Source organism: Solwaraspora sp. WMMA2065 (assembly GCF_030345075.1).
GTDB lineage: Bacteria > Actinomycetota > Actinomycetes > Mycobacteriales > Micromonosporaceae > Micromonospora_E.
In genome coordinates, this window is record NZ_CP128361.1 from 6,193,109 (window position 1) to 6,216,414 (window position 23,306).

The window sequence follows — 23,306 nt, forward strand, 5'->3', positions numbered from 1 at the left end:
CTGATCAGCGATGAGACCGGTAATCCACTCCGGTGCCCATCCGGCGTAAAGTTGCCGGAGTGACCGACCCCGCCGCCGCGCGACGGCTTCTCCTGGTTCATGCCCATCCGGACGACGAGACGATCGGCACCGGTGCCCTGATGGCCCGGTACGCCGCCGCCGGGGTGCAGGTCACCCTGGTCACCTGCACTCTCGGCGAGGAAGGCGAGATCCACCTGCCGCGCCTCGCCGGACTGGCCCCTGATCAGGCCGACCAGCTCGGCGGGTACCGGATCGCCGAGCTCGACGCCGCCTGTGCGGCGCTCGGAGTGACCGACCACCGGTTCCTCGGCGGTGCCGGCCGGTACCGGGACTCCGGGATGATGGGCCTGCCGACCAACGACCACCGGCGGGCGTTCTGGCAGGCCGATCTGGACGAGGCCGCCGGGTTGCTGCTCGAGGTGCTGCGGGAGACTCGGCCGCAGGTGGTGGTCACCTACGACGACAACGGCTTCTACGGTCACCCCGACCACATTCAGGCCCACCGGGTGACGATGCGCGCCGCCGAGCTGGCCGCCGCCGAGGGTGTCGCCCCTGACAAGATCTACTTCACCGCGATGCCGAAGAGCGTGCTCGCCGCCGGCATCGACGCGTTCCGGGGCGCGTCGAACAACCCGTTCGCCGGCGTCGAACACGTCGACGAACTGCCGTTCGGCACCCCCGATCCGCAGATCACGGCGCGGATCGACGGCACCGCCCACTACCAGGCGAAGCAGGCCGCCATGCGGGCGCACGCCAGCCAGATCCCGGACGACTCGTGGCTGTACGCGCTCGCCGGCAACGTGGGCGGCGAGTTCATGGGCTACGAGTACTTCGTCCTCGGCGCCGGCCGGCAGGGTCCGGGCGACGGCCCGTGCGGCTGGGAGACCGACCTGTTCGCCGGGCTGCCGGCCGCCGAGGTGCCGCTGCCGTGACCTCGCCCGGTGTCTCCGGCCAGGTGTCGGCGGTAGAGCCGACGCCGCCGGTGGCGTCGGCTCCGGCCCCTACCGGCCTGCGTGAGCTGGTGGATGTGGGGCTGCGGACGGTCGGCGGGGTGGTCGCGGTGGTCGCGGCGCTGCTGTCCGCGGTTCTGGAGCTGCTGCTGGCCACGGTACGGGTCGGCGGGCACCTGGTCGGAGTGTCGGTGCTGCTGGCGATCGCCGGCAACGTGCTGGTGAGCTGGTTCGCGATCCGCGCGGTGGGTGCCCGGTGGGCGATGACGTTGCCGGCGGCGGCCTGGTTCGCGGTGATGGTGCTGGCCGCTGGCGGCACCACCGAGGGAGACATTCTGCTGGCCGGCGACAACTGGGTGGGCTTCGCGGTGATCTTCACCGGGGCGATCGCCTTCGCCGTACTCGCGTTCCGGATGATCCTGGCCCAGCCGGCCCGCCGCAGCGACGGAGGCTGACGCGACCGGGTGTCGGCTCCTACAATCCTCGGTACGAAAATTGTGGTCCGGAGGACACACCCGCGCGGTCCGGCGTGCCGTGGACGCGGTGCGGGTCTGGGTGCGGGAGGTAAAGATGAGGCAGCGCTGGCTGCCGGTCGGCGTACTCGCCGGGGTGCTGTTCGCGGTCAATGTGGTGGCCCGGCTGGTGGTCCGCTTCGGGTTCGACACCGACGCGCAGACGCAGGACCGGCTCTCGTTCGTGATGTTCGTGGTGATCGGCGTCGTGCTCGGCACGGTGGCCTTCGTCTGGGGGCGGGACCGGCCGGTCGAGCGGTGGAGCGGTGACGTCGCGGCAGCGATTCTGGCGGCGCTGGTGCTGACCGTCTTCGTCGGGCCGTTCGTCAGCGGCGACCATCCGTTCTCGGCCGGGGCGGGCGCGTTCTTCTCCCAGGTGTGGCTGTACGGCGGCTTCTCCATCGGTGGGGTGCTGCTCGGTTATCTGGTGCTGATCACACTGGGCTGGGACCACCGGTCCAAGTCGCTGGAACGGTACGCCGAGACCAAGCTCAACAAGCCCCGTCGGGTGGTCCGTCGCTGACCGCCGGCTGCCACGGCAGATACACGTGGTGGGTGGTGAAGCCGAGCCGGGCGTACAGGGCGGTCGCCGGGTTGTGCTGTTCGACCTGGAGAAACGCGGCCGGCACGGCCAGTTCGTCGACGGCCCACCGGCCGACGGCCCGCAGCACCCGGGTGGCGTGCCCGCGCCGCCGGGCCGCCGGCTGCACCTCCAGCAGCGCGATCTGACACCACCGGTGGTCGGCGTCGACAGCGCCCCGGGCGATGGCGACGAGCCGGCCGTCGACGTACAGGTGGGCGAAGCGCACCTGCGGTGCGTCGGTGAGCAGCCGGTGGGCGGCGGCCGGCAGCGGGTCACCGGCCGATTTGCGGGCCGAGACCAGGGCGAGCCACTCCGGCGACGGCGCGCGGTCCAGCCGTACCGTCGCCGCGTCGCCGGGTGGATCGTCGGCACCGTCGGCCAGCAGGTCGGCCAGCAGCACGGTCTGCACCAGCACCAGCGGTCCGCTGCGCCAACCCCGACCGGCGAGTTCGCTGGCGACCTCGGCGGCGGCCGGCAACGGCACGTTGACCTGTGCCGGCAGGCCACGCTCGGCGTACCAGGCGGTGACCGCGTCCACCGCCGCCGGCAGGGGGCTGCCGGGGTCGCCGAGCGGCAGCGCGGAGTTCGCCCGGCCGGTCCAGCCGTCGGCGGCGCGCAGCAGCCAGTCGCCGAGCCGCTGCTGTACCGGCGCCGCCCAGGTCTGGTTCGCGGCCCGTTCCAGCTCGGCGACGGCAGCGGATTCGCGGTCCGCCGCCCGACGGGCCGCCGGACTGGCGGTCGGCGGCACCAGCTTGCTGCGGTGCACGTCGGCGAGTGCGACCCGGCGCGGCCCGTTGCGGGTCAGCACCGTGAGTTCGGTCTCGGTCAGCTCGGCCAGCAGGCCGAGTAGGTCGGTATAGAGCGGACGATCTCCGCCAACACCTATAATTTTTCGGACTACCACGCGGTGTCCCACATCTTGTGGCCGGAGCACGATCGACCCCCTCCCCGGCGAGATACTAGGCTCGTCAGTGCCGCGGGCGATCGCGGCATGTCGTGCGGGAAGGAAGGCCAGTGACCTACATCATCGCCGAGCCGTGCGTCGATGTGCTCGATAAGGCGTGCATCGAGGAATGCCCGGTCGACTGCATCTACGAGGGCAACCGGATGCTGTACATCCACCCCGATGAGTGCGTCGATTGTGGTGCCTGTGAGCCGGTCTGCCCGGTGGAGGCGATCTTCTACGAGGACGACGTGCCGGAGCAGTGGAAGGAGTACACCACCGCGAACTACGAGTTCTTCGAAGATCTCGGCTCGCCGGGCGGTGCTTCCAAGGTCGGCAAGATCGAGAAGGACACCCCGTTCGTCGCGGCCCAGCCGGCGCGCGGGGACGAGCACTGACCGGGGCGCGGGCGGGCTTGGCCACTGGGCGGTCCGCGCCGACCGGCGGCGGGTCACCGGCCGCCGGTCTGCCGGATTTTCCGTGGGATCGGCTGGTGCCGGTCAAGGAGCGTGCCGCCCGGCACCCCGACGGCATCGTGGACCTTTCGGTCGGTACACCGGTTGATCCGGTGCCGGCCGTGGTCCAGCAGGCGCTGGCCGCCACCACGGACACCCCGGGTTATCCGATGACGGCCGGTACCCCGCGACTGCGCGAGGCCATCCGGGACTGGTTCGTACGCGAGTGCGGCGCCGTCGGCGACCGGATCGGCGTGCTCCCGACGGTCGGTTCGAAGGAACTGGTCGCCTGGCTGCCCACCCTGCTCGGGGTCGGCCCCGGTGACGTGGTGGTGGTGCCGTCCGTCTGCTACCCGACCTACGAGGTGGGCGCCCGGCTCGCCGGGGCCGAGGTGGTACGGACCGACTCGCTGACCGCACTCGGACCATCCAGTCGGGCCCGGCTGGTCTGGGTCAACTCGCCGGGCAACCCGACCGGCCAGGTGCTGCCGAGCGGGCATCTGCGCAAGGTCGTCGACTGGGCGCGTGAACGCGGGGCGGTGGTGGCCAGCGACGAGTGCTACCAGGCCCTCGGCTTCGAGGCGCAGCCGGTCTCGGTGCTCAGCGACGACGTCTGCGGCGGTGATCCGACCGGCCTGCTCGCCGTGCACTCGTTGTCCAAACGGAGCAACCTGGCCGGCTACCGGGCCGGGTTCGTCGCCGGTGATCCGCGGCTCGTCGGTGACCTGCTCGCGGTGCGCAAACACGCCGGCATGATCGTGCCGGCTCCGGTACAGGCGGCGATGGTTGCCGCGCTCCTCGACGACCAGCATGTCGCCGACCAGCGTCGGCGGTACGCGGCCCGCCGGGACCGGCTCCGGGCGGCACTCACCACGGCCGGGTTCACCATCTCCCACTCGACCGCCGGTCTCTACCTGTGGGCCAGCCGGGACGAGGACAGCTGGTCGACCGCCGACTGGTTCGCCACCCGCGGCATCCTGGTCGCGCCGGGTGCCTTCTACGGCCCGGGTGGGCAGCGCCATGTACGGGTGGCATTGACCGCCACCGACGAGCGGGTGGCGGCGGCGGTCGCCCGGCTCGACTAGGCTGGCCGGATGGATGCTCCGGTGGTGGCGGTGCGCGGAGAGGTGACCCGGGAGGTCCCCCCCGAGTTGGCCCGGTTCGGGGTGACCGCCGTCGCCCGGGGCAAGGACCGCTCCGGCACCCTGGCCCGGCTCGCCGAGCGGGGCGACACGGTCCGCACCCTGATCGACGGGTACGGGCCGGCGATCGAGCGCCGGGAGTCCGGCGCGCTGCTGGTGCGGCCCGAGTGGCGACGCTCCGGGGAACGGGTGATCGCCTACCACGCCAGCGTCACCACCACCGTCACGGTCGTTGACTTCACTGTGCTCGGTGAGCTGATGATGCGGCTGGCCGGCCAGGACCAGGTCCAGGTCAGCGGGCCGTGGTGGTCGCTGCGGCCGACCAGTCCCGAGCTGGGCCAGGCCCGCCGGGCGGCGATCGCCGAGGCGATCACCCGGGCGCGCGACTACGCCGACGCGCTCGGCGCGGAGGTGACCGGCCTGGTGGAACTGGCCGACCACGGGATGTCCGGGCCGCAGCCGGTGATGTTGCGTGGCGCCCCCCGAGCGTTCGCCGCGACCGAGATGGCGGATCCCGCGCCACAGCTCGACCTCGACCCGCAGGTGCAGACGGTGCAGGCGGTCGTGGAGGCCCGATTCACCATCTCTGCTCCGGCGGTACTGCGTCCATCGTGACAGGTGAACTGCCCCATCCGGATCGACGTCTCATCGTTGCCGACCATTGCCCGGCAGAAGTATGGCCAACGCGTTGTCGGACTGGTAAACCGAGCGGTGGATGTTTTGCCCGGCGGTGAATGGATCGTCCGGGCGTCGACGGGTCAGTTGTAGGCGTTGCCACGTGTCGACGTCCGGCCTGAGGGGAGGCCCGTGTCGGTCCGGAAGCTCACCAGTGGATACGCCACGGTGATGATCCTGCTGTCCGCCGGGATCCTTCTTGCCCCCGGTTGGCATCCGGTGCTGTGGCCGGCGCTCGGGCTCACGAGCGCTGGTGGAATCGTCTTCGGTATCCGCCGCTACCGGCCGAAACGGGCTGCGGCGTGGTGGAGTCTCGCTGCCGCGTTGGTGATGCTCGCTGCCGGCGACACCACGTACGCGATTTCTCCCGGCACAATCGTCAGTGAACTGTGCTATCTGACGGTATTCGTCCTCACCGCCGTCGGTCTGTTCATGTTGACCCAGGGCAGCCGGATGCTCGGCGACCGGTCACGTCTGCTCGACGTCCTCACGTTTGTCTGCACCGCCGTACTGCTCGCCTGGATCTTCATCATCGGTCCGTACATCACCGCTCCCGGGCTGGAGCCGGTCGAACGGTCGATGCTCGCCGCGTACGCCCTCGGGGACCTGTTGATTCTGGCCGTGATGATTCGTCTCCTGGCCACGAATTCCCGGACCCCGGCCCTGGTGCTGCTGCTCGTCGGCGCTGCCGGCATGCTCGTCGGTGACATCCTCTACGGACTGACGACGCTCGGCGAGCAGTGGCAGCCGGGCGGGCCGATCGAACTCGGCTGGCTGCTGACGTACCTCACCTGGGGAGCGGCCGGGCTGCATCCGTCGATGGCGCAGCTGTCCGAGCCGGTCGAGATCGAGCAGGGCAGGATCAGCCGGCCGTGGGCGGTGCTGTTGATCCTGGCCACCATGATCTCCCCGTCGATCCTGCTGGTCGAGGCGATGACCGGGCGGATCCGTGACGGGGCGATGCTGGCAATCACCTCGGCGGTGGTCTTCGCGCTGGTGCTCAGCAGGTTCGGCGACGTGCTCGCCGCGCACCGTCAGACGGTCCGCCGGGAGCAGGGGCTGCGGGACGCGTGCGCCGCCTTGGTCTCGGCGGCCGACGCCGCGCAGGTGGATCACGCGGTACGGTCCGGGCTGGCCCGGATCGTACCGGAGGGTGTCGATCACCGTCTGGTGCTGGTACTCAACCGCACCGGAGGTGTGCCGGCGCTGGCCAGCAGCGTCTGGGGACCGTCGGTGCCGGCGACGGCGACCGGCACGTTGCTGCCGTCGACCGCAGCGGTACGGCGTACCCGGCTGCTGCGTCGGCCGGCTCTGACGCCGATGCTGGCCCACCAGCTCGGGTCCTTTCCGTTCGCGCTGCTCTGCCCGTTGGTGCTGCCGGAGCAGCGGCCGCCCGGTCCGGTGCCGGCACGGCCGCGGCCCGACGCGCTCGGCCCGCGGGCCGGGGTGCTGCTGGTCTCGGCCGAGACCAGCGTCCTCAACGCGTTGCGCGACGCCATCGAGGTGCTGGCCAGTCACGCCACGATGGCATTGGAACGGATCCGGCTGGGTGACGAGATCAACCGGCGGGACGCGGAGGTGTACTTCCGCGCCCTGGTGCAGAACAGCGTGGACATCATCCTGATCGTCGACGACGGCGACGCGGTCCGGTACGCCAGCCCGGCGGTGCAGACGGTGCTCGGTCGGCCGGCACCGGACGGCGGGCAGCTGACCGACCTGGTCGATCCGCCGGACCACGGGCGGGTGCTCGAAGGGCTGGCCCTGGTCCGCTCCTCCGGCGAGCCGCACGACTGGCCGGACTGGCGGCTGCGGCACGCCGACGGGAGCACCGTGCAGGTCGAGGTGAGCTGCCGTGACCTGCGGTCGGACCGGGCGGTACGCGGTCTTGTGCTCACCCTGCGGGATGTCACCGAGCGACGTCGGCTGGAGCAGGAGTTGACGCACCGGGCGTTCCACGACTCGTTGACCGGGCTGGCGAACCGGGTGCTGTTCCACGACCGGGTGCAGCAGGCGGTGGCCCGCGCCCAGCGCAGCGGACTCGCGGTCGGCGTCCTGTTCATCGATCTTGACGATTTCAAGGTCGTCAACGACACGATGGGCCATCAGGCCGGCGACGAGCTGCTGGTCGCCGTGGCGAACCGGTTGGCGGCCACGCTGGGGTCGGCCGATGCGGCCGCCCGGCTCGGCGGCGACGAGTTCGCCGCGCTGGTCGATGACGCGACTGACCCGGCCGAGGTGGAGCAGGCGGCGCAGCGGGTGGTCGCCGCCTTCGCCGAGCCGTTCCGGCTCGCCGGGCGGATGGTCGGTGGCGCGGTCAGCGTCGGGGTCGCGACCACCTCGGACGCCGGGGGCACCGACGAGTTGCTGCGGCACGCGGATCTTGCCCTCTACGTCGCCAAGGGTGCGGGCAAGGGCCGCTGGCGGCGGTACCAGCCGGCATTGCACGTGAGCCTGATCCGGCGGATGGAGCTGCGCACCGCGTTGGAGCGGTCGGCGCCGGAGTCCGACTTCGCCGTCGTGTACCAGCCGATCATCGAGCTGGCCAGCGGCAACGCCGTCGGGCTGGAGGCGTTGCTGCGGTGGCGGCACCCGAGCCTGGGACTGCTGCGGCCGGACCAGTTCATCGACGTGGCCGAGGAGACCGGGCTGATCGAGCCGATCGGCGACTGGGTGCTGGGCCGGGCGCTCGCCGCTGTCAGCCAGTGGCGGGCCGCTCTGCCGGTGGGTGAGGCCCCGTACGTCAGCATCAACGTCTCCGCGCGGCAGTTCCGGGTCGCCGGCTTCACCGGCAAGGTCCGTCGCGAGTTGATCGCCGCCGGGTTGCCGGCGAACTCGGTGATGCTGGAGTTGACCGAGAGTCTGCTGCTGCAGAACGACGACCAGGTCTGGTCGGACCTGGCGCAGCTGCGTGAGCTCGGTGTCCGGTTGGCCATCGACGACTTCGGTACGGGGTTCTCCTCGCTCAGCTACCTGCGTCAGCTGCCCATCGACGTGCTCAAGATCGACCGTTCGTTCACCGCGGAGATGGCCTTCTCGCAACGGCAGCGCTCGTTGGTGGACGGGATCATCCGGTTGGCGCACTCGCTCGGTCTGCAGGTGGTGGCGGAGGGCATCGAGACGGTAGCCGACCGGAACCTCCTCGGAGACCTGGGGTGCGGCTACGGGCAGGGTTATCTGTTCTCCCGTCCGCTCGCCGAGGCGGACGCGGTGGCCTGGCTGGCCGGTGGGCGGCCGGTCGGGTTGCCGCAGCCCTAGATGATCTATAAGTAGTCGAAAGGCAACCTTGAGTGCAAATCCTGTCCATATTGCCCCGAGTTTCGGGTCGAGTGAGTGCATACCGGGTATGTAATCCTGAGGCTTCGGAATCACGACCCTGACGCCCGCTGCGGCGTCTACCGGGGAGGTTCACGATGTCCAATCCATCCAGGAGACTCCACGCCGCCACGCTCATCGCCGTACTGACCGCGACGCTGATCGGTGTCGGACGGCCCGGACCGGCCGCCGCCCAACCGGCACCGAACCCCGACGACCCGGTCAGTCGGGTCCGTGCCGACCCGGCGACCGCGGTCACCCTGATCACCGGTGACCGGGTCGTCGTCACCCGCGCCGGCACCGCCGTCCAACCCGCCCCGGACCGCAACCACCTGCGGTTCCACACCTACCAGAGCTCCGACGGCCGGTATGTCGTACCGGCCGACGCGCAGCCGCTGATCCGCACCGGCGTGCTGGACCGGCGACTGTTCAACGTCACCGATTTGATCTCGTCCGGCTACCACGACGCCGCCACCGCTCGGCTACCGCTGCTCGTCGAGTACGCCGCCCCGGCCGACGCCGCCCGCCGGGCCGCCGGCGGCCTTGCCGGCGCGAGGATCACACGGGACCTGCCGGCGATCGGCGGTGCCGCGCTGACCGCCGACAAGCACGCGGCAACCGACTTCTGGGCGGCGGTCACCGGCACCGACCCGGCCCCGCCCGGCGAGGCCACCGGCCGCGCCGGGGCCCTGGCCACCGCCTCCGGCCTGGCCCGGGTCTGGCTGGACGGCCGACGGCGACTGCTGCTCGACCGCAGCGTCGGGCAGATCGGTGCGCCGGCCGCCCACGACGCCGGATTCACCGGGGCCGGGGTGACCGTCGCCGTACTGGACAGCGGAGTCGACGCCGACCACCCCGACCTGACCGGCAAGGTGGCCCGGTCGGAGAACTTCACCGACGACCCGGACCCGGCCGACCGGGTCGGGCACGGCACCCACGTCGCCTCGATCATCGCCGGCAGCGGTGCCGCCTCCGGCGGGGCGAACCAGGGAGTGGCCCCCGACGCCACCCTGGTTTCCGGCAAGGTGTGCGAGTCGTCCTGGTGCACCGAGTCGGCGATCCTGGCCGGCATGCAGTGGGCCGCGACCGACCAGCGGGCCACCGTCGTCAACCTCAGCCTCGGTGGCCCGGACACCCCGCAGACCGATCCGCTGGAGAAGGCGGTCGACACGCTCACCGCGCAGACCGGCGCGCTCTTCGTGATCTCAGCCGGCAACTCCGGCGCGGACCGCACCGTCGGCTCGCCGGGCAGCGCCGACGCGGCGCTGACCGTGGGCGCGGTGGACCGCGACGACACGCTCGCCGACTTCTCCAGCCGTGGCCCGCGCACCGGTGACGACGCGGTCAAACCGGACATCACCGCCCCGGGCGTCGGGATCGTCGCGGCCCGCGCCGCCGGCACCACCCTCGCCGATCCGGTCGACGAGCACTACGTCGCCGCCTCCGGCACCTCGATGGCCGCGCCGCACGTGGCCGGAGCCGCCGCGCTGCTCGCCCAGCGCCGGCCGAACTGGACCGCCGTGCGGTTGAAGGCCGGCCTGATGGCGTCGGCCACACCGCGGTCCGGCACCGGCGCCTACCCGCAGGGTGCCGGCCGGGTGGACGTCGTTCGCGCCGTCACCCAGGAGCTGATCAGCCGACCTGCCAGCGTGTCGTTCGGCCGCGCCGACTGGCCGCACCACGACGACCCGGCGATCGTCGAGAAGGTCACCTACCGCAACACCGGCAGCAAGCCGCAGACCCTGACCCTCACCGTCGAAGCCGTCGGTCCGACCGGCCGCAGCGCACCGGCGGGAATGTTCCGGGCCGGCACAACCACGCTGACCGTACCGGCCGGCGGCACCGAAGCAGTGACGCTGACCGCGGACACCAGCGTCGGTGGCCAGAACGGCTACTACTCCGGCCATCTGATTGCCACCGGTGCCGGTCAGCGCGTCGTCACCCCGTTCGGCGTCCACCGGGAAGTGGAAAGCTACGACCTGACCTTCGTCCACGTCAACCAGGCCGGCGTGGCGACCGACGACTACTGGACCGTCGCGGTCGGCCTGGACCAGATGGCGGACGCGATGCCGTGGACCTCGGACGGCTCCGGGCGGGTCACCACCCGGCTGCCCGCCGGCCGGTACGGGCTGTCCAGCGTCATCCAACGCCAGACCGGCGAACAGAAGTACGAGCTCGCCGTTCTGGTCCGGTCGAACCTGCGGCTGGACGCTGACCGCACCGTACTGTTCGACGCCCGTACCGCCCGACCGGTCCGGATGACCGTGCCCGAGCCGACCGCCCGTCCGGCGCTGGTCGACGTCAGCCTCTACTACCGCACCCCGCAGATGGGTGCCGGGATCGGGGTGCTGGCCGACACCTTCGACGGGCTCTCCGCCGCCCACGAGGGCGGTCCGTCGGGCACGGGCGAGTTCAGCGCCAGCATCGCCAGCCAGTGGCTGCGACCGGACGGCGCGGACGGGTTCACCGCCAGCCCGTACTTCTACGGGTTGACTGAGCTCTTCGCCGACCGGCTGCCCACCGGCTTCACCCGGCACTACCGCCCCCGGGAGCTGGCCACCGTCCGGCACCGGTTCCGCGGGGTCAGCCACGGCGACCGCACCGACCGGTTGGTCTTCCCCGGCCACGGCGAGCAGGACATCGGGGGATGGGCGCTGGTGACCCCGGTCGAGCTGCCCAGCGTGCGGGTGGAGCACTACAGCGTGTCGAGCACGTCGACCTGGGAGAGTTCCCTGGAGTTCGGCCGGGCGGTGGACGGTCAGCTCTGGCCGGAGAACACCGCCGTGCTGGTCTCACCACCGAGCCGCCACCAGCCCGGCAAACGCATCCTGGACACCTGGAACCTGGCACCGTACGGGCCGGTGTTCCCGGCCGTCCCGGGCGACGGTGCCTGGGTCAGCCGGCGGGGCAACGTCGTCGACGTCCAGGTGCCGATGTTCGGCGACGCGCAGGGCCACCTCGGCGGGGTGGTGACGGAGACCGCGCGGACCGCGCTGTACCGCAGCGGAAAGCTGATCGGGGATAGCCCGGAGCCGGGCTACGGCCGGTTCCCGGTGCCACGGGCTCAGGCCGACTACCGGCTGGAGGTGTCGGCGACGCACGACGTCGGGGACTTCTCCACGTCGGTCAGCGGGGCGTGGACCTTCCCGTCCGGTCCGGTGACCCGTGACCAGGTGGCGGCGCTGCCGGTGATGGCGGTGCGGTTCACCCCGTCGGTGGACGCCGGCAACACCGCCGTCGCCGGGCGGGCGATGGAGATCCCGTTCACCGTCGCCCACCAGCCGGGTGTGGTCGGGATCGGGATCCGTCGGCCGACGGTCGAGGTGTCCTACGACGGCGGACAGACCTGGCTGCCGGCCGACGTACGGTCCGCAAAGGCCGGCTGGACCGCCACGGTCCACCATCCGGACCGGGACGGTTACGTGTCGCTGCGGGCGTCGGTCACCGACCGGGCCGGCAACACGGCACGGCAGACGATCATCCAGGCGTACCGGATCGCGCGGCGCTGACCCGCGCCGGCCGGTGCCCTGCCCGCCCCGTAGCGGCGGGTGGGGCACCGGCCGACCTCGGCGGAGCCGCCACCGACTCACCGCACCGGCCGGTCCGCGATCAGCTGTTGGCGTGCAGTGCCTCGTTGAGCTGGATGCCGGCACCGGTACGCGGCCGGGCCTCCAGCGCCCCGGTGACTGAGTTGCGCCAGAACAGCAGCCCGTCGACCCCAGACAACTCGCGGGCCTTGACCACCCGGCCGCCCGGCAGGGTCACCTTGGAGCCGGCGGTGATGTAGCAGCCGGCCTCGACCACGCAGTCGTCGCCCAGCGAGATGCCGATGCCGGCGTTCGCGCCGAGCAGGCTGCGCTCGCCGATGCGGACCTTCTCGGTGCCGCCACCGGAGAGGGTGCCCATGATCGACGCGCCGGCCCCGACGTCGGAGCCGTCACCGACCACCACGCCGGCGACGATCCGCCCCTCGACCATCGAGGTGCCGAGGGTGCCGGCGTTGAAGTTGCAGAAGCCTTCGTGCATCACGGTCGTCCCGGACGCCAGGTGGGCGCCGAGCCGTACCCGGTCGGCGTCGGCGATCCGCACCCCGGACGGCACCACGTAGTCGGTCATCCGGGGGAACTTGTCCACCCCGTACACCGCCAGGTGCCGCCCGGCGGCCCGCTCGATCAGCCGCAGCTCGTCGACCCGGTCCGGCGGGCACGGTCCGCCGGAGGTCCAGGCGACGTTGGCCAGCCGGCCGAAGATGCCGTCCAGGTTGAGCTCGTTCGGCCGGACCAGCCGGTGGGACAGCAGATGCAGCCGCAGGTACGCGTCGGCGGCGTCGGCGATCGGGTCGGCCAGTGAACCGATCTCGACGACCACGATCTCGGTACGTAGTCCGGGCAGTGCCCGGGGGCCGACCACCCCGGCGGGCAGTCCGGCCGGTGTGGTGCCCTTCGCGGCCGGCGGACGCTCGCCGAGCCCTAGCTGGCCGACCGGATACCAGGTGTCCAGCACCTGGCCCTGCTCGGTGCAGGTGGCCAGGCCGATGCCCCAGGCGGGCTGCGTCGAAACCGTCACCGAAATGTCGCCTTCCGATCGGAGTACGTGTCACCAGTGGGCCGACGTCCGGGCGATCCGGGTGATCAGCGGACGAGTCGACCCTGCCGAGACGGTACCGTGCCAGCCATGGTGAACCCGCTGACCCCCGAGGTCCTGGCCGATCCGGTGACCCTGACCCGCGCCTTGGTCGACATCGAGTCGGTGTCGCGCAACGAGCAGCGGATCGCCGACTGCGTGGAGCAGGCACTGTCCGTCGTGCCCTGGCTGACTACCGGGCGGTACGGCAACACCGTGATGGCCCGGACCGAGCTGGGGCGTTCCCGGCGGGTGGTGCTCGCCGGGCATCTGGACACGGTGCCGCTGGCGGACAACTTCCCGTCCCGGGAGGCCGATGGCCTGATCTACGGTTGCGGCACCTCGGACATGAAGTCCGGGGTGGCGCACGCGTTGCATCTGGCGGCTACCGTCGCCGAGCCGAGGTACGACGTCACCTATCTGTTCTACGAGGCGGAGGAGATCGACTCACGGTTCAACGGGCTGCGTCTGGTGGCCGAGGCCCACCCGCAGTGGCTGTCGGCCGACTTCGCGGTGCTGCACGAGCCGACCCACGGCGTTGTCGAGGCCGGTTGCCAGGGCACCCTGCGGGCGGTGGTCGGCACCACCGGCCGCCGGGCCCACTCGGCCCGGTCCTGGCGCGGGGTGAACGCCATCCACGCCGCCGGTGAGGTGCTGCGCCGTCTGGGCAACTATTCGGCGCGGACCGTCGTCATCGACGGATGTGAGTACCGGGAAGGGCTGAACGCGGTCCGGATCAGCGGCGGGGTGGCCGGCAACGTGATCCCGGACCGGTGCGACGTCGAGGTCAACTTCCGGTTTGCGCCGGACCGCGACGGGCGGCAGGCGGAGCAGCACGTCCGCGAGGTCCTCGCCGGGTTCGATGTCGAGGTGGTCGACTGCGCCGATGGGGCGCTGCCCGGACTGACGTCGGCTCCGGCGCGGGAGTTCCTCGCCGCGGTCGGCGAGCCGCCGGTCGCGAAGCTGGGCTGGACCGACGTCGCCCGGTTCGCCGCGCTGGGCATCCCGGCGCTCAACTTCGGCCCCGGCGACCCCAACCTGGCGCACGCCCGTGACGAGCGCGTGGAGATCGACAAGATTCAGCAAGGTGCCGAGACACTCCGGCGTTGGCTGACGCCGGAGTGAACCGGGGTCACCGCAGCAGTGCCGGCTCCTGCTCGACGGTGTCGTCCACCGGCTCAGCCGGAAGCGCTCGCCCGCCGGCAACCCGGCGCTCGGCCACCACGACACGGATCCGGCGGTGCATCTGCCGCCGGACCCGGATGAGTTCGCTACGTGTCATCATGACTACTCCTCCCCCCGAAGGTGCCGTGACGGCGTCCTCCCCACCGTCCGGCGCACCCAGTATCTGTTGATGGAGACGTAGCCGCAGCCGATTTGGTTGCACTTGACGCAAGATTGACATCACCTTTCTCATCGTGGGCCGGGTTAGCGTCGCAGTGGGGCGGTTCGGCGTCCGCACTGGACACGCGCGGGCGGCCGCGTCAAGCACGGCACGCCGCCCACTACGGTTGTCCAGATGGACCAGTCGAACAACTATCGCGCGCCAGACGACCAATCCCGACCGGGACCGGACCGGGTTGGCCCGACACCCGACGAACCGGGGTCGGAGCGGCACCGGGGCGCGGTGACCCTGCGCCGGGAAGCGGTCCGCCGCAGCACCGCCGATCAGGGTCTGCTCGATTCACGGGCCCGTGGCGAATGGAAGACCAAGGATTCCTGGCGGGCGCTGCGAATCCTGTCGGAGTTCGTCGAAGGGTTCGACACTCTCGCTGATCTGCCGCCGGCGGTCAGTGTTTTCGGTTCAGCCCGCAGCGCGTCGGGCAGCCCTGAATGCCGGCTCGCCGAAGAACTGGGCCGTGCGCTCGCCGGTGCCGGCTACGCCGTGATCACCGGCGGCGGTCCCGGTGTGATGGAGGCGGCCAACCGGGGTGCCACCGAGGCCGGCGGCGTGTCGGTGGGGCTCGGCATCGAATTGCCGTTCGAGCAGGGCATCAACGAATGGGTGGAGGTCGGCATCAACTTCCGTTACTTCTTCGCCCGCAAGACCATGTTCGTCAAGTACGCCCAGGCGTTCGTGGTGCTGCCCGGCGGGTTCGGCACCATGGACGAGTTGTTCGAGGCGCTCACCCTGGTGCAGACCGGCAAGGTGACCAGGTTCCCGGTGGTGCTGATGGGCACCGGGTACTGGTCCGGACTGGTCGACTGGCTGCGTGACACGATGCAGGCGCAGGGGCGGATCGGCGATGCCGATCTCGACCTGCTCTGCCTGACCGACGACGTCGCCGAGGCGGTACGGCACATCGTCGACGCGGACGCCGCCCTCGCCGCAGAGCAGGAGGCGCTGCGCCAGACGGCGCACGCCCAGATCGCGGCCGAGCGGCAGGCCGACGAACGGGCACCGGCCGGGGACCACCGGCCGGCGGAGTGAGAGGAGCAGCACGGATGGCCGCGATCGGAGTCTTCTGCGCCTCGTCGCGCACCCTTGAGCAGCGGTGGCTCGACCTGGCCGCCGAGACCGGACGGGAGCTGGCCCGGCGTGGGCACACCCTGGTCTCCGGCGGCGGCTGCGTCGGCATGATGGGTGCGCTCGCGGACGGCACCCGGGCCGGCGGCGGCTGGACCCTCGGGGTGATCCCGCAGTCGCTGGTCGACCTGGAAGTGGCCGACACCCGCTCCGACGAACTCGTCGTCACCGACGGGATGGCCAGCCGTAAGACGCTGATGATCGAAAAGTCGGATGCGTTCGTCACCCTGCCCGGCGGCCTCGGCACTTTGGACGAACTGTTCGAGGTGTGGACCACGGCGGTGCTCGGGCTGCACCGCAAACCGGTGGTCCTCGTCGACACCGACGGCTTCTACCAAGGGCTGCTGGACTGGCTGACGGCGCTGGCGGAGACGGCGTTCGTCGGGTGGTCGGCCCGGGAGATGCTGATTGTCGTCGATTCAGTGCCGGCGGCGCTGGACGAGATCGAGGCCCGGCTCGATTGACCGGATCCCTGCAGTCCGGCGTGCCCGCGACCCGGCGTGCCGGCCACCCGGCTGCCGACAGCTGTCCCATCGTCGTGGTGAGATGAGCGGCGTGCAGGCGTACCGGCTGGTCCGCCGGCCGGCGCAGGCCGAGCCGGCGCGCTTCGACGACTCCGCGCAGCAGGCAGTGGTCACGCACACCGACGGACCGCTGCTGGTCGTCGGCGGTCCGGGTACCGGCAAGACCAGCACCCTGGTCGACGCGGTCGCCACCCGGGTCGCCGAGGGGACCGACCCGGAGCGGATCCTGGTGCTCACCTTCAACCGGCGGGCCGCCGTCGCACTGCGCCGACGGATCGAGGCGGCGATCGCCGCCGGCTCCCGGCGGGTGTTGCACGAACCCCTGGTACGAACGTTTCCCGGCTACGCGTTCGGCCTGTTGCGCCGTGCCGCCGCCGAACGGGGTGAGCCGTCGCCGCGGCTGCTCACCGGCCCCGAGCAGGATCTGATCATCCGCGAACTGCTGGACGTGGCCGGCCCGCAGCCAGGGGCCACCGGACTGGACGGCCCGACCGCCGCCACCACCGGCCCGGCCGGCAATCAGATCGGTGACCAGATCGGTGACCCGGTCGGCTGGCCGCCGGAGTTGCGCGCCGCCCTGCCCACCAGGGCGTTCGCCACTCAGCTGCGCGACCTGCTGCAGCGGGCCACCGAACGTGGTGTCGGGCCGGTCGAGCTGGCCCGGCTCGGTGAACGGCTGGGCCGGGCAGACTGGCCGGCGGCGGCCCGCTTCCTGCGCCAGTACGTCGCGGTTCTCGCGCTGCGCGACGTCAGCAACCGGGGTTCGATCGGCTACGACCACGCCGAGCTGGTCCGGGCCGCCACCGGGCTGCTCACCGACGATCCGCCGCTGCTTGAGGCCGAACGGGGCCGGCTGTCCTACATCTACGTCGACGAACTGGCCGACACCGACCCGGCGCAGGTCGAGCTGCTCGGCCTGCTCGCCGGCGGCGGGCGGCCGCTGGTCGTGTTCGCCGACCCGGACTCCTCGACGTACGCGTTCCGGGGCGCCGATCCGGGCATCGTGCCGGCGTTCAGGCACCGGTTCCGGACTGCCTCGGGCGCGCCCGCCCGGCAGATCCTGCTGCCGGTCTGCTACCGCACCGATCCGGAGCTGCTGGTGGCGACCGGTCGGGTGGCCCGGCGGCTGCGTGGCCCGGCCGGCCACCGCGAGCTGCGCCCGGCCCCGGCCGGCGGGCCGGTCGGTCGGTCGCCGGCCGACCCGCCGCCGGCCGACGGCGCGACGCCGGACCGGGCCGACCCGGTAGCGGTACGGGTGTTCCGCTCGGCGACCAGCGAGGCCGGCTACCTGGCGCACGCGCTGCGGGTGGCGCACCTGATCGACGGGGTGCCGTGGTCCCGGATGGCGGTGATCGTGCGCTCCACCACGCTGCAGCTGCCGCCGCTGCAGCGGGCGCTGCACGTCACCGGCGTACCGACCGTGGTGCACGCGGAGGACCTGCCGCTGCACCGGCAGCCGGCGGTGGCGCCGTTGCTGTTGCTGCTGCGCTGCGCGTTGGAGCCGGACCGGCTGGACGAGGAGGCGGCGGTCGCGCTGCTGCACTCCCCGCTGGGCGGGGCGGATCCGTTGGCCGAGCGGCGGCTGCGGCAAGGGCTGCGGGCTCTGGCGCTGGCCGCCGGTGACCGCCGTCCCTCCGGTGAGTTGCTGGTCGACGCGTTGCGCGATCCGGCGGAGCTGGCCGCGATCGAACGCCGCTGGGCGGCACCGGCGCAGGCGGTCGCGGCGCTGCTGGCCACCGCCCGGGACACCGCGGCCCGGCCGGGTGCGACCGCCGAGGATGTGCTCTGGGCGGTGTGGCAGACCAGCGGTCTGGCCGACCGGTGGTTCGGCGCGATCCTGCGCGGCCGGACCCCGGGCGGGCCGGCCGGCACCGTACCCGTCGGTGGGGTGACCGACGCCGGGGCGCGGTGGCGGGCCGCGGCGGCGGACCGGGACCTGGACGCCGTGATGGCGCTGTTCGACGCGGCCGCGCGGTTCGTCGATCGGCTGCCGGGTGCCCGGACCGAGGTCTTCCTCGACCATGTGCTCGGCCAGCAGTTGCCGGCCGACACCCTGGCGCCGAGCGGCGACCGCGGCGAAGCGGTCCGGCTGCTCACCGCGCATGCCGCGAAAGGCCTCGAATGGGACGTGGTGGCGGTCGCCGGGGTGCAGGAGGGTGTCTGGCCGGACCTGCGGCTGCGCGGCAGCCTGCTCGGTTCGGAACGGCTGGTCGATGTCTTGACCGGCCGGGCCGACGGCGCCGGGCTCACCGCGTCGCTGGTCGCGCAGACGTCGGCGCTGCTCGACGAGGAGCGGCGGTTGTTCTACGTGGCGGTGACCCGAGCCCGCCGACGGCTGCTGGTCACCGCGGTCGCCTCCGCCGGGGTCGGCGGGCTGGACCACGAGGAGCAGCCGAGCCGGTTCCTGCACGAGCTGGGCGTGTCGACGGTGGATGCCGACGGCGAGGAGCTGCCGACCCTGCCGGTCGGCCGGCCGCCCCGGTCGCTCACCCTGCCGGCGCTGGTCGCCGAGCTGCGTACCGTGGTCACCGACCAGACGGCGCAGCCGCAGCGCCGGCAGGAGGCGGCGGCGGTGCTCGGCCGGCTGGCGGTCGCCGGGGTGCCCGGTGCCCACCCGGACGACTGGTGGGGGCTGCGGCCGCTCTCCGACGACCGGCCGCTGGTCGACGAGGGCGAGTCGGTCCGGGTCACCCCGTCGACCATGGAGAGCGCGCTGCGGTGCAGCCTGCGCTGGCTGCTGGAGCGGCACGGCGGCCGGGGCGAGCCGAGCGCGGCGGCCGGCGTCGGCAACCTGGTGCACGCGGCGGCGATGCTCGCCGAGGACGCCAGCGTCGACCGGGCGAAACTGCTGGAGTACGTCGCGGCCCGGTTCGACGCGATCGACCTGGCCGCCCGCTGGATGGCCGGTCCGGAGCTGGCCCGCGCCGAAGGCATGGTCGACAAGCTGCTGCGCTGGCTGGCCAGCAACCCGCGCCGGCTGCTCGCGATCGAGCACGAGTTCACCGTACGGCTGGACGACCCGCGGCAGCCGGTGGAGCTGACCGGCCGGGTGGACCGGTTGGAGATCGACGCCGACGGCCGGTTGGTGGTGATCGACCTCAAGACCGGCAAGTCGACCTCGGTCACCGCCGCCGAGCTGGCCGAGCATCCGCAGCTCGGTGCCTACCAGGCGGCGGTCGAGGCGGGGGCGTTCGCCGAGTACGGCGACGACGCCGGTGGCGCGGCGCTGGTCCAGCTCGGTACCCCGGTGAAGGAGGCGAAGGAGCAGCAGCAGGAGCCGCTGGCCGACACCGACGACGCCGGCTGGGCGACGGCGATGGTCCGCCGTACCGCCCAGACGATGGCGGCGTCGACGTTCTCGGCGGTGGCCAACTCCAGCTGCCGGGTCTGCCCGGTGAAGACCAGCTGCCCGGTCTCCGGCAAGGGCCGGCAGGTCGTCGAACCACCAGCGGAGCACGGATGACGCAGCAGTCGTTGTTCGCCGCCGCTCCGCCGCCGCGCCGCCGCCCTGACGCCGGGCCGCGCTACACCCCGCAGGAGCTGTCCCGGCTGCTGAAACTGCCGCCACCGACCCCGGAGCAGGCGGCGATCATCGCCGCCCCGGTGGAGCCGCTGCTGGTGGTCGCCGGGGCCGGGTCCGGCAAGACCGAGACGATGGCCGCCCGGGTGGTCTGGCTGGTCGCCAACGACCAGGTACGCCCGGAGCAGGTGCTCGGCCTCACCTTCACCCGTAAGGCGGCCGGTGAGCTGGCCCACCGGATCCGGACCCGGCTGGGACAACTGGTCCGCCAGCTCGGCCGGCAGGGTCGCCGGGAGGAGGAGGATCCGCTGGCCGGCGAGCCGATGGTGGCGACCTACCACTCGTACGCCGCCCGGGTGGTCACCGAACACGGGCTGCGGGCCGGGTACGAGCCGTCGGCCCGGCTGCTCACCGAGGCGTCCCGCTGGCAGATCGTCGACTTCCTGGTCCGCAACTACGACGGTGACATGTCCGAGGTGGACCGGGCGCCGGGCACGGTCACCGACGCGGTGCTGGCGCTCGCCGGGGAACTGGCCGAGCACCTGGTCACCCCGGACCAGTTGGCCGGCTGGACCGGCCGGTTCTTCGCCGAGGTGCAGTCCCGGCCCGGCCGGGTGTACGCCGACGTGCGGCGGGCGCTGACCATCCAGCAGATCCGGCTGCGGCTGCTGCCGCTGGTCCGGGCGTACCAGCAGCGCAAGGCCGATTTCGAGGCGATGGACTTCGCCGACCAGATGTCCCGGGCGGCGCAGGTGGCCCGGGACCATCCGGCGGTGGGCGAGTTGGAGCGGGACCGCTACCGGGTGGTGCTGCTCGACGAGTACCAGGACACCAGCCACGCCCAGGTGGTGATGCTGCGGTCGCTGTTCGGCGGCGGGCATCCGGTGGTCGCGGTCGGTGACCCGTGCCAGTCGATCTACGGCTGGCGCGGGGCGAGCGCCGGCACCCTGGACCGGTTCCCCGGCGAGTTCGCCCGTGCCGACGGCACCCCGGCCCGGTCGCTGACGCTGACCACCAGTTGGCGCAATCGGCCGGAGATCCTCAGCGTCGCCAACCAGCTGTCCGGCCCGCTGCGGACCGCCGGGGCCCGGGTGGCGGCGCTGGCCGCCGCCGCGAAGGTCGCTCCGCCGATTCCGGGCCGCACGGCCCGGGGCGCGCCGGCCGCGACGGTGCACTGCGCGCTGCTGGACACGGTGCTCGACGAGGCCGAGTGGATCGCCGACGGCATGTTGGCGGCCTGGCGGGGGGCGGCCGGCGTCGAGCCGGGTCGCGGTGACGAGATCCCGGTCGACGCCCGGCCGACCAGCGCGGTGCTGGTCCGGGTGCGCAGCCAGATCCCGGCGGTCGAGGCGGCGCTGCGGGCCCGCGGCCTGCCGGTCGAGGTGGTCGGTCTCGGCGGCCTGCTGGACACCCCGGAGGTCCGCGACGTCGTCAGTACGCTGCGCGTGCTGGCCGATCCGACCGACGGCGCGGCGCTGCTGCGGCTGCTGACCGGGGCCCGGTGGCGGATCGGTCCCCGGGACCTGGTGGCGCTGCACCGGCGGGCCCGGGCGATCGCCGACGCCCGGCGGGAGCTGCCCCGGGCCGGGGCGGCTGAGCCGGAGATCGTCGTCGACCGGCTCGACGAGGCCAGCCTGGTCGAGGCGTTGGCCGATCCGGGGCCGGCCCAGCTGTACTCGGCGGAGGGCTACGCCCGGCTGCGCGGGTACGGCCGGGAGCTGGCCCTGCTGCGGCAACGCCTGGACCAGTCGTTGCCGGACCTGATCGCCGACGTCGAGCGGACCACCGGCCTGGACGTGGAGGTGGCGGTGCGGGCCGGCGGGGCCGGCGGCGGTGACGCCGGGCTGGCCCGCGGGCACCTGGACGCGCTCGGCGACGTCGCCGCCCGGTTCGCCGGTGAGTCGGACACCGCGACCCTGTCGGCGTTTCTGGCGTTCCTGGACGCCGCCGAGGACGAGGAACGCGGGCTGAGCCCCGGCGAGATCGACGTGGTGTCCGGCGCGGTGCAGATCCTCACCGCGCACGCCGCCAAGGGCCTGGAGTGGGACGTGGTGGCGGTGGCCGGGCTGACCCGCGACGTCTGGCCGGGGGCGGTGCGCGGCTCGGACCACTACCTGTACGGCCTCGGGGTGCTGCCGTTCCCGTTGCGCGGCGACGCGGATGGCCTGCCGGCGCTGGTCCTCGACGACGCCGAGGACCAGAAGGCGGTGGAGCGGGAGCTGACCGAGTTCAGCAAGCGGTGGCGCGAGCACGACGAGCGGGAGGAGCGGCGGCTGGCGTACGTGGCCGTCACCCGGCCGCGCCGGCTGCTGCTCTGTTCCGGCTACTGGTGGGGCGCCGGGGTGAAACGGCACCGTGGGCCGTCGGTGTTCCTCAGGGAGATCCACGACGACTGCCTGGCCGGCGCGGGGGTGGTGGACCACTGGGCGGCGGAGCCGCTGCCGGGCGCGGCGAACCCGATCGACGAGGTGACGGTCCGGGCCGAGTGGCCGGCCGATCCGCTGGGCGCGCAGCGGCCCCGGATGACGGAGGCGGCGAACCTGGTCCGCCAGGCGATGGACCGGCCGGTCGACCCGCCGGACGATGAGCCGTCGGCGGGGTGGTGGGCGGAGGCCCGGATCCTGCTCGCCGAGCGGGACCAGCTGGCTCACGGGGTCGGGCCGGTGGACGTGCCGCTGCCGGACCAGTTGTCGGTGTCGCAGTTGGTGGCCTTGCGTCGGGACCGGTTCGGGCTGGCCCGGACGCTGCGCCGGCCGCTGCCCGGTCGACCGGATCCGTACGCCCGGCGGGGGACGGCGTTCCACGCCTGGCTGGAGCAGCGCTTCGGCGCGGACCGGCTGTTGGACGTCGACGAGTTGCCCGGTTCCGCCGACGCCGACGCGGCACCCGACGACGCCCTGCTGGAGCTGCAGGAGCGGTTCCTGGCCAGCGAGTGGGCCGGCCGGGTGCCGGTCGAGGTGGAGGTGCCGTTCGCCACGGTGATCTCCGGGGTGGTGGTTCGTGGCCGGATGGACGCGGTGTTCGCCGGTCCGGGCGGCCGGTACGACGTGGTCGACTGGAAGACCGGGCGGCAGCCGACCGGGGTGGCCGAAGCCGCGGCGGCGGTGCAGCTCGCCGCGTACCGGCTGGCCTGGGCGGACCTGGCCGGGGTGCCGGTGGAGCAGGTCCGGGCCGCGTTCCACTACGTGCGCGACGGTGTCACCGTGCGGCCGGCTGACCTGCTGGACCGGGCCGGGCTGGCGAAGCTGATCAATGATCTGCCGTTGCTGGGTGGCACGTCGGATTCGTGATAGCCTGGCGGTGTTGCAGTATTGGTTCCCCGTGCCGTCCCCGGTGCTACCCGCCGGCCGGCCGGTCACAGTGACAGTGCGAGCGCCTGTGGGGTCTCGGCCCAGGCGCTCTTTGTTGTGTCCGGACTCTGTTCCGGATGGGGCGATCAGCACCGCGACGCCGGTCCGCGTAGTAAGCGCGGATCTCACATCGGCCCGCAGGCAGTCTCGGGTCCGATCGTTCCATCAA

The 23,306-nt window shown here is 72.6% G+C and carries 16 protein-coding genes; 13 read left to right on the forward strand and 3 right to left on the reverse strand.

Annotation, left to right across the window (positions count from 1 at the left end; all coding sequences use genetic code 11):
* Nucleotides 1-59: 59 nt before the first annotated feature.
* The 3 genes from mshB to O7610_RS28175 all read left to right on the forward strand — a co-directional run bounded on the left by mshB (nt 60) and on the right by O7610_RS28175 (nt 2,006).
* Entirely contained in the window at nt 60-953 is an 894-nt protein-coding gene (mshB, locus tag O7610_RS28165) for an N-acetyl-1-D-myo-inositol-2-amino-2-deoxy-alpha-D-glucopyranoside deacetylase (protein ID WP_281553371.1), read from the forward strand.
* A complete protein-coding gene (locus O7610_RS28170) occupies nt 950-1,426 on the forward strand; it encodes a hypothetical protein (protein WP_281553372.1) in 477 nt (158 codons plus the stop codon). The genes mshB and O7610_RS28170 overlap by 4 nt, the downstream gene beginning before the upstream one ends.
* A gap of 115 nt (nt 1,427-1,541) precedes the next feature.
* Nucleotides 1,542-2,006 (forward strand): hypothetical protein, encoded by a 465-nt coding sequence (locus tag O7610_RS28175; protein WP_281553373.1) that lies wholly within the window; start codon nt 1,542-1,544, stop codon nt 2,004-2,006.
* Here O7610_RS28175 and O7610_RS28180 read toward each other — a convergent pair.
* Nucleotides 1,975-3,000, reverse strand: a complete 1,026-nt coding sequence (locus O7610_RS28180) for a GNAT family N-acetyltransferase (protein ID WP_281553374.1) — start codon at nt 2,998-3,000, stop codon at nt 1,975-1,977. The genes O7610_RS28175 and O7610_RS28180 overlap by 32 nt on opposite strands.
* A gap of 80 nt (nt 3,001-3,080) precedes the next feature.
* On the opposite strand from O7610_RS28180, the gene fdxA reads away from it, so the two are divergent.
* The 5 genes from fdxA to O7610_RS28205 all read left to right on the forward strand — a co-directional run bounded on the left by fdxA (nt 3,081) and on the right by O7610_RS28205 (nt 12,102).
* The gene (gene fdxA, locus O7610_RS28185) at nt 3,081-3,407 is read left to right on the forward strand and encodes a ferredoxin (protein WP_281553375.1); all 327 of its coding nucleotides are present in this window, start codon (nt 3,081-3,083) and stop codon (nt 3,405-3,407) included.
* Nucleotides 3,408-3,424: 17 nt separating this feature from the next.
* Complete coding sequence (gene dapC, locus O7610_RS28190; RefSeq protein WP_475050277.1) at nt 3,425-4,549, forward strand: succinyldiaminopimelate transaminase; 1,125 nt, start codon at nt 3,425-3,427, stop codon at nt 4,547-4,549.
* A gap of 9 nt (nt 4,550-4,558) precedes the next feature.
* Nucleotides 4,559-5,221: an SIMPL domain-containing protein gene (locus tag O7610_RS28195; RefSeq protein ID WP_289212232.1), complete on the forward strand. Its 663-nt coding sequence runs from the start codon at nt 4,559-4,561 to the stop codon at nt 5,219-5,221.
* Between the two features lie 192 nt (nt 5,222-5,413).
* Nucleotides 5,414-8,536 (forward strand): putative bifunctional diguanylate cyclase/phosphodiesterase, encoded by a 3,123-nt coding sequence (locus O7610_RS28200; RefSeq protein WP_281553377.1) that lies wholly within the window; start codon nt 5,414-5,416, stop codon nt 8,534-8,536.
* A gap of 155 nt (nt 8,537-8,691) precedes the next feature.
* Nucleotides 8,692-12,102 (forward strand): S8 family serine peptidase, encoded by a 3,411-nt coding sequence (locus O7610_RS28205; RefSeq protein ID WP_281553378.1) that lies wholly within the window; start codon nt 8,692-8,694, stop codon nt 12,100-12,102.
* Between the two features lie 100 nt (nt 12,103-12,202).
* Here the strand turns inward: O7610_RS28205 and dapD are convergent, their stop codons facing one another.
* Nucleotides 12,203-13,159 carry a 2,3,4,5-tetrahydropyridine-2,6-dicarboxylate N-succinyltransferase gene (gene dapD, locus O7610_RS28210; protein ID WP_281553379.1) on the reverse strand — a complete coding sequence of 319 codons (957 nt, stop codon included), beginning with the start codon at nt 13,157-13,159 and terminating at the stop codon, nt 12,203-12,205.
* A 108-nt stretch (nt 13,160-13,267) separates the two neighbouring features.
* Between dapD and dapE the strand changes: the two genes are divergently transcribed.
* Nucleotides 13,268-14,341: a succinyl-diaminopimelate desuccinylase gene (gene dapE / locus O7610_RS28215; protein ID WP_281553380.1), complete on the forward strand. Its 1,074-nt coding sequence runs from the start codon at nt 13,268-13,270 to the stop codon at nt 14,339-14,341.
* Between the two features lie 7 nt (nt 14,342-14,348).
* On the opposite strand, the gene O7610_RS28220 is transcribed toward dapE, so the two are convergent.
* Nucleotides 14,349-14,501 (reverse strand): hypothetical protein, encoded by a 153-nt coding sequence (locus O7610_RS28220; protein ID WP_281553381.1) that lies wholly within the window; start codon nt 14,499-14,501, stop codon nt 14,349-14,351.
* A 234-nt stretch (nt 14,502-14,735) separates the two neighbouring features.
* On the opposite strand from O7610_RS28220, the gene O7610_RS28225 reads away from it, so the two are divergent.
* The 4 genes from O7610_RS28225 to O7610_RS28240 all read left to right on the forward strand — a co-directional run bounded on the left by O7610_RS28225 (nt 14,736) and on the right by O7610_RS28240 (nt 23,077).
* Entirely contained in the window at nt 14,736-15,647 is a 912-nt protein-coding gene (locus tag O7610_RS28225) for an LOG family protein (RefSeq protein WP_289212233.1), read from the forward strand.
* A gap of 14 nt (nt 15,648-15,661) precedes the next feature.
* Entirely contained in the window at nt 15,662-16,207 is a 546-nt protein-coding gene (locus O7610_RS28230) for an LOG family protein (protein WP_281553383.1), read from the forward strand.
* A gap of 82 nt (nt 16,208-16,289) precedes the next feature.
* Nucleotides 16,290-19,730 (forward strand): ATP-dependent helicase, encoded by a 3,441-nt coding sequence (locus O7610_RS28235; RefSeq protein WP_502959063.1) that lies wholly within the window; start codon nt 16,290-16,292, stop codon nt 19,728-19,730.
* Nucleotides 19,727-23,077 (forward strand): ATP-dependent helicase, encoded by a 3,351-nt coding sequence (locus tag O7610_RS28240; protein WP_289212234.1) that lies wholly within the window; start codon nt 19,727-19,729, stop codon nt 23,075-23,077. Before O7610_RS28235 ends, O7610_RS28240 begins: the two co-directional genes overlap by 4 nt.
* Nucleotides 23,078-23,306: the final 229 nt, after the last annotated feature.

Excerpts from the sequence above, each read along its gene's own strand:
- O7610_RS28205 (WP_281553378.1), top strand. The coding sequence starts at position 8,692 with ATGTCCAATCCATCCAGGAGACTCCACGCCGCCACGCTCATCGCCGTA.
- O7610_RS28225 (WP_289212233.1), top strand. The coding sequence starts at position 14,736 with ATGGACCAGTCGAACAACTATCGCGCGCCAGACGACCAATCCCGACCG.
- O7610_RS28240 (WP_289212234.1), top strand. The coding sequence starts at position 19,727 with ATGACGCAGCAGTCGTTGTTCGCCGCCGCTCCGCCGCCGCGCCGCCGC.
- dapE (WP_281553380.1), top strand. The coding sequence starts at position 13,268 with ATGGTGAACCCGCTGACCCCCGAGGTCCTGGCCGATCCGGTGACCCTG.
- O7610_RS28220 (WP_281553381.1), bottom strand. The coding sequence starts at position 14,501 with ATGATGACACGTAGCGAACTCATCCGGGTCCGGCGGCAGATGCACCGC.
- O7610_RS28175 (WP_281553373.1), top strand. The coding sequence starts at position 1,542 with ATGAGGCAGCGCTGGCTGCCGGTCGGCGTACTCGCCGGGGTGCTGTTC.
- O7610_RS28195 (WP_289212232.1), top strand. The coding sequence starts at position 4,559 with ATGGATGCTCCGGTGGTGGCGGTGCGCGGAGAGGTGACCCGGGAGGTC.
- O7610_RS28230 (WP_281553383.1), top strand. The coding sequence starts at position 15,662 with ATGGCCGCGATCGGAGTCTTCTGCGCCTCGTCGCGCACCCTTGAGCAG.
- O7610_RS28235 (WP_502959063.1), top strand. The coding sequence starts at position 16,290 with ATGAGCGGCGTGCAGGCGTACCGGCTGGTCCGCCGGCCGGCGCAGGCC.